Source organism: Paenibacillus agaridevorans (genome assembly GCF_003112455.1).
Taxonomy (GTDB): Bacteria; Bacillota; Bacilli; order Paenibacillales; family Paenibacillaceae; genus Pristimantibacillus; species Pristimantibacillus agaridevorans.
The window spans coordinates 23,276-30,101 of record NZ_BDQX01000187.1; the positions used below are offsets into that span (position 1 = coordinate 23,276).

Consider the following 6,826-nt stretch of genomic DNA (forward strand, 5'->3'; position numbering starts at 1 on the left):
TCCATTTTTTCATCAATGATATCCCCTTTCGCCTTTAATGGTTATAAATATTCTTACCCTTTCATTGTATCCTAATATTGGACATGATAAAGGAGAACAGGTGACAACTCCTTGACAAAGGATTGACAAAATTGTTAGCAAGGTGAAACGGCTCCGCGTCCTCTTGTCCTATATAATAAAAAAAGAAAACAAACCTTTGCCCCTTCTTCAGGCAGGCAAAGGTTTGTCATCCGGCAGCGATCTTGCTGTCCATTGCGTTGCGGCGATCATCGCGATCGGCGCGGGCGAAACGCTGATTAATCGTGGCGATTGCGACCGGCTTCATAAGGCGTGCTTACCGGGATAAACAAATCGATAATCCCGATAACAAGCGCGGCCAGAATCGCGCCGAGCCAAGTGACAGTGACGCCTCCGACGATGAACTGGGCAAGCCAGATGACGACCGCGCTGGCAATGAAGCCGACGATGCCGCGACCGAAAGGCGTAACCTTTTTGCCGAAGATGCCTTCGATAATCCAGCCCAATGCTGCGATGACAAGCGCCAGGAAGAAGGCGCTCCAGAAGCCTCCCACGCTGAACTGCGGCACGATAAACCCTACGAGCATCAAGACAAGCGCGGAAACGATAAACCTAACGACATGGCCTAGAAAAGTCACATGTATTACCTCCTTCGTGGAATGGTGAAGCTGCAGGCGAAGCCATATAAAGTCTGCCCTGAAACAGGAGATGGAACGGTTGCTGCTGTACTTAGTATGGTCATAATTTCATCAATTCATGTGAAGGCGGCAATACCCGTATTCAAAGATGCGCCGAATCGTGCATCGCGTTCAAGGTTCGGCTATAATAAAAGGGCGAGAGGAGTGTTATTTGTTGGATTCCAAAATATTGACAACGCTTGAGTATCCCAAAATTATAGATAAATTAACGAAGCATGCCAGCACGTCGCTGGGCAAAAGCATCGCGGAGGCGCTGCAGCCGGAAACGAAGCTCGAGTCCGTGAAGGCGCTGCTGCAGGTAACGGACGAAGCTTATGCGGCCGACAGACTTAAGGGCAGCGCGCCGTTCGGCGGCATCGTCGATATCCGTCCGTCCTTGCTTCGCGCTAGAATCGGAGGCACCTTAAATCCCGGAGAGCTGCTCGATATCGCCTCGACTGCACGCGGCGGCCGCAGGGTGAAACGCCATATCGAGAGCATTCACGACGAGCATCCGCTTCCGATGTTGTCCACGACGGCATCCGGCCTTGCGGAGCATAAGCCGCTGGAAGACGCCATCCTAGATTGCATCGACGAGAACGGGGAGGTGCTGGATCATGCCAGCCCGGAGCTTGCTTCAATCCGCAGGGAGCTGCGGAGCGGCGAAGGGCGCATTCGCGAGAAACTCGAGAATATGATCCGCTCGTCGAGCGTGCAGAAGATGCTGCAGGACACGCTGATTACGCTGCGCAACGACCGTTATGTTATTCCCGTAAAGCAGGAATACCGCGGCAGCTTTGGAGGGATCGTTCACGATCAATCCGGATCAGGCGCCACTCTCTTTATCGAGCCGGAAGCTATCGTAGCGATGAACAACAAGCTCAGAGAGACGCGGGCAGCCGAGATGCGCGAGATTGAGAAAATTTTGCAGAAGCTTACGGCCCAAGCCGCCGATCATGGGGAAGAGCTGCTGATCGATCTGGAGCTGCTGGCCGAGCTGGACTTCGCGTTCGCGAAAGCAAGAATGGCGCACGAGATGAAGGCAACCCAGCCTCGAATGAACGACAGAGGGTTTTTGAAGTTGAAGCGCGGCCGGCATCCTCTGATCGATAAGGATAAGGTCGTTCCGCTCGACGTCGAGCTTGGCAATAACTACACGGCTATTATCGTGACGGGTCCCAATACGGGGGGCAAGACGGTATCGCTCAAAACAGTGGGTCTGCTAAGCCTGATGGCAATGTCGGGATTGTTCGTGCCAGCCGAGGATGGCAGTCAGTTATGCGTATTTGATGCCATCTACGCGGATATCGGCGACGAGCAAAGTATCGAGCAGAGCCTCAGTACGTTCTCCAGCCACTTGACGAACATCATTCGCATTTTGGGCTCCATGACCGCCAAGAGCCTTGTGCTGCTTGACGAGTTGGGAGCAGGAACGGACCCTGCGGAAGGATCCGCTCTGGCGATTGCGATTTTGGAGCATATTCATGCGCGGGGCAGCCGTATTATCGCGACGACGCATTATAGCGAGCTTAAGGCTTATGCTTATAATCGCAAGTCGGTCATTAACGCTAGCATGGAGTTCGACATCGCGACCTTAAGTCCAACATACCGGCTTTTGGTCGGCGTGCCGGGACGAAGCAATGCGTTTGCGATCGCGGAGAGGCTGGGCTTGCAGCGTTCTATTATCGATCATGCGCGAGGCGAGGTCAGCGAAGAGGATCTGCGCGTGGAGAACATGATCGCGTCGCTGGAGGAGAACCGGATCAGCGCCGAATCGGAACGTCAGAGCGCGGAGGCGCTGCGGAAGCAGATGGAGGCGCAACGCGCGAAGCACGAGGAGGAGCGTCTTCGCTTCGAGGAACAGAAGGAGAAGCTGCTGCTGAAGGCGCAGGAAGAAGCAAGGGAAGCTGTCGCCAAGGCGAAGCGGGAGGCGGAGGTCATTATCGCCGACTTGCGCAAGCTGGCGATGGAGGAGGGCGCTTCGGTCAAGGAGCATAAGCTGATCGAAGCAAAGCGGAAGCTTGATGAGGCGTCTCCGCAGGTACAGACCAAGAAAGTCAAGTCGGCGGGCAAACAAGGCAAGATCGAGCCTGGCGACGAGGTAATGGTGTACAGCTTGAACCAGAAGGGCTCCGTGCTCGAGGTGCACGGCTCGGACGCCACCGTACAGCTTGGCATTCTAAAGATGAAGGTCGCGCTGGATGATATGGAGCTGCTCAAGCCGAAGGCGGCCGACGCTGCCAAAGCCGTTCAGCCTAAACAGTCAGGGGCGAGCTTGAACCGCACACGCGACGATAACGTCAAGATGGAGCTGGATCTGCGCGGCGAAAGCCTGGAGGAAGCCATCATGGAAGTGGACCGATTCCTGGACGAGTCGTTCCTGTCGGGATTCGGTCAGGTTTATATTATTCATGGCAAGGGGACGGGCATTCTTCGCACGGGCATCCAGCAGTATTTGCGCAAGCACTCCCATGTGAAGAGCTTCCGGAACGGCAATTACGGCGAAGGCGGCATTGGGGTTACAGTTGCCGAGCTGAAGTAGGAGGTTGGGTAATGAAGGAATCGGAGATCGACAAGCTGTTGGACAATCCGTATGCGTCCTCGCTGGTATTCGTATCCGTCACCGTGCTGTCGCTGATCGTTTTTCTGTCGGTGTTCGAACTGGTGACGAAGTACAAGTGCTGGGACGAAATCAAGCGAGGCAATGTGTCGGTGGCTATGGCAACCGGGGGCAAAATATTCGGCATATGCAACATCTTCCGCTTCTCCGTCGAAGCGAACGACAGCATCTACGAAAGTCTGATCTGGGGAGCGTATGGCTTTATTATTTTGCTCGTGGCGTACTTCCTGTTCGAGTTCCTGACCCCCGTCTTCCGGATCGACGAGGAGATCTCGCGCGACAACCGTGCGGTCGGGTTGATCGCCATGATCATCTCCATATCGCTTTCCTACATCATCGGAGCCACCGTCATCGTCGACTAGAGAGGTAGTTCAAAAATTTCGCTTCTTCTCGGTACTGAAAACCGAACTTTTTGAACCTTTATTTTAATTCTCAGGAGTTTAGAGGAGGTTTTTTAAAAGAGTGAAGTATCTTTGGATTACGCTGCTTGTAGTGGCGATATTGTTTTTTGTGGTCGGTATTATTTACGTTATGAATACATGATGGATGTTAGATGAGAAATGAAGGAGAACTGTAGCGATGGAAGAAAAGCAAATTTGTCCTTGGTGCCAGACGGAGATTACTTGGGATGAGGAGATTGGGCCGGAGTCTCATTGCCCGCATTGCGAGAATGAACTGAGCGGCTACCGTACGATGAACATCGGCATCGGAGACGGCGGAGAAAGTGACGACTTAGATGAAGAGGACATGGATCTTCCGGAATGGAACGACACGGACGACGATAGCGAAGCGGATTGGGCCGCCGAGCAGGAAGGGTACATAGGAGCTACCAGAAGCACTTTAGCAGCGCAAGGCGTCATTCAGGAGATCACGGAGGCGCAGTATGAGGTTCCGGAATGTCCAAACTGCAGGGAATATATGTTGGAAGCGGGGACGCAAGTTCTGGGCGGAGAAGGTTTCGTGCCAACTGCGCCCGAGGTCATTGGAGAACCGATTCTGCCATCGCCATTCCGTATCGTCTGGTACGTCTGTCCATCCTGCTTCGCAACATCTTCGCAGCTGAGTGCCAGTGATCGGGAGTATATGATGGGCAAGCTGTCCGAGCGGGAATAGAAGCCGTCAGGAGGGCAGCTTCCAAGATTGGACGGGCATAGTGAGCGGCAATCGGGGCATCTTACAAAACATATTTACGATGGCCGCAGGATAAAGCTGCGGCAGGAGGTTATGTTTTGGCGAAATTAGACAAACAAGCTGCCCTGCTTCTGATCGTCCAAGCGATGTACGGCGTAGCGAATGCGCTCTCGGGAACGTTTGTGCCGGTCTATCTATGGAAGGCAAGCGAGTCGTATATGCTGATCGGCTGGTTTACCTTCGCCCAATTTGTACTCGGCGGACTTACCTTTTGGGTCGTGGGCAAGTGGGTAAAGGAGCACAACAAGATGAACAGCTTGAGGGGCGGCATCGCGCTCTCGGGCGTATTCTATTGCGCTGTGTTGCTGCTGGGCACGGCCGCCAAGACATGGGCCGTCCCGCTTGGCGCCCTTAACGGCATTGCGATGGGCATGTTCTGGATTGCCTGCAACGTCGTTTACTTTGAAGTAACAGAACCGGACACGCGGGATTCCTACAATGGATGGGCTGGTCTTCTTGGTTCCACGGCAGGCATACTGGCGCCATGGATATCGGGCTTGCTGATTACGACCATGCAGGGAGAGAAGGGGTATCGTCTCATTTTTACCCTTTCGCTTGCCATCTTCGCGGCCAGCGTCGTGCTAAGCTTTTGGTTGAAGAAACGCAAGGCCGAAGGAACTTATGATTGGCTGTACGGCTTGAGGCAGCTCTCCACGAAAGGAAATTCATGGAGGCGAATGTTCCCGGCCATCGTGGCGCAAGGCGTGCGGGAGGGCGTGTTTATGTTCCTCGTGGGTCTGACGGTCTATATTGCCACAAGGGATGAAAGCAAGCTCGGTACGTATTCGCTTATAACGTCCTTTGTTGCATTGATCAGCTTTTGGGCGGTGGGCAAATGGCTAAAGCCGCATCGGCGTTTGACGGGCATGCTGATCGGTGTCGTTATGATCAGCCTTGTCATCCTGCCGTTGTTCTGGCAGGTCTCGTATACGACCTTGCTGATGTTCGGTATCGGCACCTCCTTGTTCATGCCGCTGTACATTATCCCGATGACGTCCCGTGTTTTCGATCTAATCGGCGAATCCAGGGAAAGCGCAAGCCACAGAGAGGAATTCGTCGTGTTAAGGGAAGCGGGATTGACGCTGGGACGTATGGCAGGTTTGTCGGCATATCTCATTGTTTTGCCGATTACGGATTCGCCGAGAGCGATCACATGGCTGCTGTTGGGAGTCGGCGTCGTGCCGATCGCGGGCTGGTGGTTCATTCGTCCATTCCTGCAAGAACAGCATAGCGATGTGCGAGAAGGGAACAGGAGAAGCCGCATAAAAGGGAAGGCAAAGCCGAAAACGTCATAATCAAGTGTGACCTGCAAGACTACAAGTAAAAGGCATGTAAGCAACGGGAGAAGGTTGAAACAATGGCGAGAGCAGTAAGCGATATTACGAAATTAATCGGAGAAACGCCGATCGTCCGCTTAAACCGGATCATCGAGCCTGGAAATGCCGAAGTTTATGTGAAGCTGGAGAAATTAAACCCCAGCGGCAGTGTCAAGGACCGGGCGGCATTCGCGCTTATCGAAGCAGCCGAACGCGATGGCATGATCCATCCAGGTGCAACCATAATCGAGCCTACGAGCGGCAACACGGGAATCGGTCTCGCGATGAATGCCGCGGCTAAAGGATATAAGCTGATTCTGGTCATGCCGGATAATATGTCGACGGAGCGGATCAAGCTTCTTAAGGCTTACGGCGCAAAGGTAGAGCTTACGCCGGCAGCCGAGCGGATGCCCGGCGCTATACGCAAAGCGGAGGAACTGCAGCGTCAACACCCGGGAAGCTTTATTCCGAATCAATTCAAAAATGGAGCGAATCCCGATATTCACCGCCGAACGACTGCGCTAGAAATTATGGAGCAAACCGGCGGCAGGCTGGATGCGTTCGTGGCAACGGCAGGTACGGGCGGTACGATAACCGGTACGGGCGAGAAGCTGAAAGAGCTGCTGCCGGAATTGTACGTCGCCGTTGTGGAGCCGCAGGGCTCGCCCGTCCTCTCCGGAGGGCAGCCAGGTCCCCATAAGCTGGTCGGCACAAGTCCTGGCTTTATTCCGGACATTCTGAATACTTCCGTTTACGACGAAATCATACAGGTTTCCGACGTGGATGCCATCAGCACGATGAGAGCGCTCGCGAGACAAGAGGGCCTGCTGCTTGGTCCATCCTCAGGCGCGTCGGTCTGGGCAGCGCTCAAAATCGCCCGGAAGCTGGGCGAAGGACGGCGCGTCGTATGTATCGCCCCGGATACGGGCGAACGATATTTAAGCATGGGCCTATTCGAGTAGCTACAGGCGAATATATTCACGACAGCCAGCCGGTCTTCAGAC

General features: G+C 54.0%; 6 protein-coding genes. 5 read left to right on the top strand and 1 reads right to left on the bottom strand.

Annotation, left to right across the window (positions count from 1 at the left end):
• Positions 1–296: 296 nt before the first annotated feature.
• Positions 297–656, bottom strand: a complete 360-nt coding sequence (locus PAT3040_RS17985; RefSeq protein WP_087566808.1) for a phage holin family protein — start codon at positions 654–656, stop codon at positions 297–299.
• 214 nt (positions 657–870) lie between these two features.
• Here PAT3040_RS17985 and PAT3040_RS17990 point away from each other — a divergent pair, with 214 nt between their 5' ends.
• The 5 genes from PAT3040_RS17990 (at position 871) to cysK (ending at position 6,784) form a co-directional block, all read left to right on the top strand.
• Positions 871–3,237 carry an endonuclease MutS2 gene (locus tag PAT3040_RS17990; RefSeq protein ID WP_108993849.1) on the top strand — a complete coding sequence of 789 codons (2,367 nt, stop codon included), beginning with the start codon at positions 871–873 and terminating at the stop codon, positions 3,235–3,237.
• 11 nt (positions 3,238–3,248) lie between these two features.
• Entirely contained in the window at positions 3,249–3,677 is a 429-nt protein-coding gene (locus PAT3040_RS17995; protein ID WP_108993821.1) for a DUF350 domain-containing protein, read from the top strand.
• A 217-nt stretch (positions 3,678–3,894) separates the two neighbouring features.
• Positions 3,895–4,428 (top strand): hypothetical protein, encoded by a 534-nt coding sequence (locus PAT3040_RS18000; protein WP_108993822.1) that lies wholly within the window; start codon positions 3,895–3,897, stop codon positions 4,426–4,428.
• Positions 4,429–4,544: 116 nt separating this feature from the next.
• The gene (locus PAT3040_RS18005) at positions 4,545–5,801 is read left to right on the top strand and encodes an MFS transporter (RefSeq protein ID WP_258235035.1); all 1,257 of its coding nucleotides are present in this window, start codon (positions 4,545–4,547) and stop codon (positions 5,799–5,801) included.
• Positions 5,802–5,863: 62 nt separating this feature from the next.
• Positions 5,864–6,784: a cysteine synthase A gene (gene cysK / locus PAT3040_RS18010; RefSeq protein ID WP_108993823.1), complete on the top strand. Its 921-nt coding sequence runs from the start codon at positions 5,864–5,866 to the stop codon at positions 6,782–6,784.
• Positions 6,785–6,826 lie beyond the last annotated feature (42 nt).

Coding starts and splice junctions, on each gene's coding strand:
- PAT3040_RS17995 (WP_108993821.1), top strand. CDS start 3,249: ATGAAGGAATCGGAGATCGACAAGCTGTTGGACAATCCGTATGCGTCC.
- PAT3040_RS18000 (WP_108993822.1), top strand. CDS start 3,895: ATGGAAGAAAAGCAAATTTGTCCTTGGTGCCAGACGGAGATTACTTGG.
- cysK (WP_108993823.1), top strand. CDS start 5,864: ATGGCGAGAGCAGTAAGCGATATTACGAAATTAATCGGAGAAACGCCG.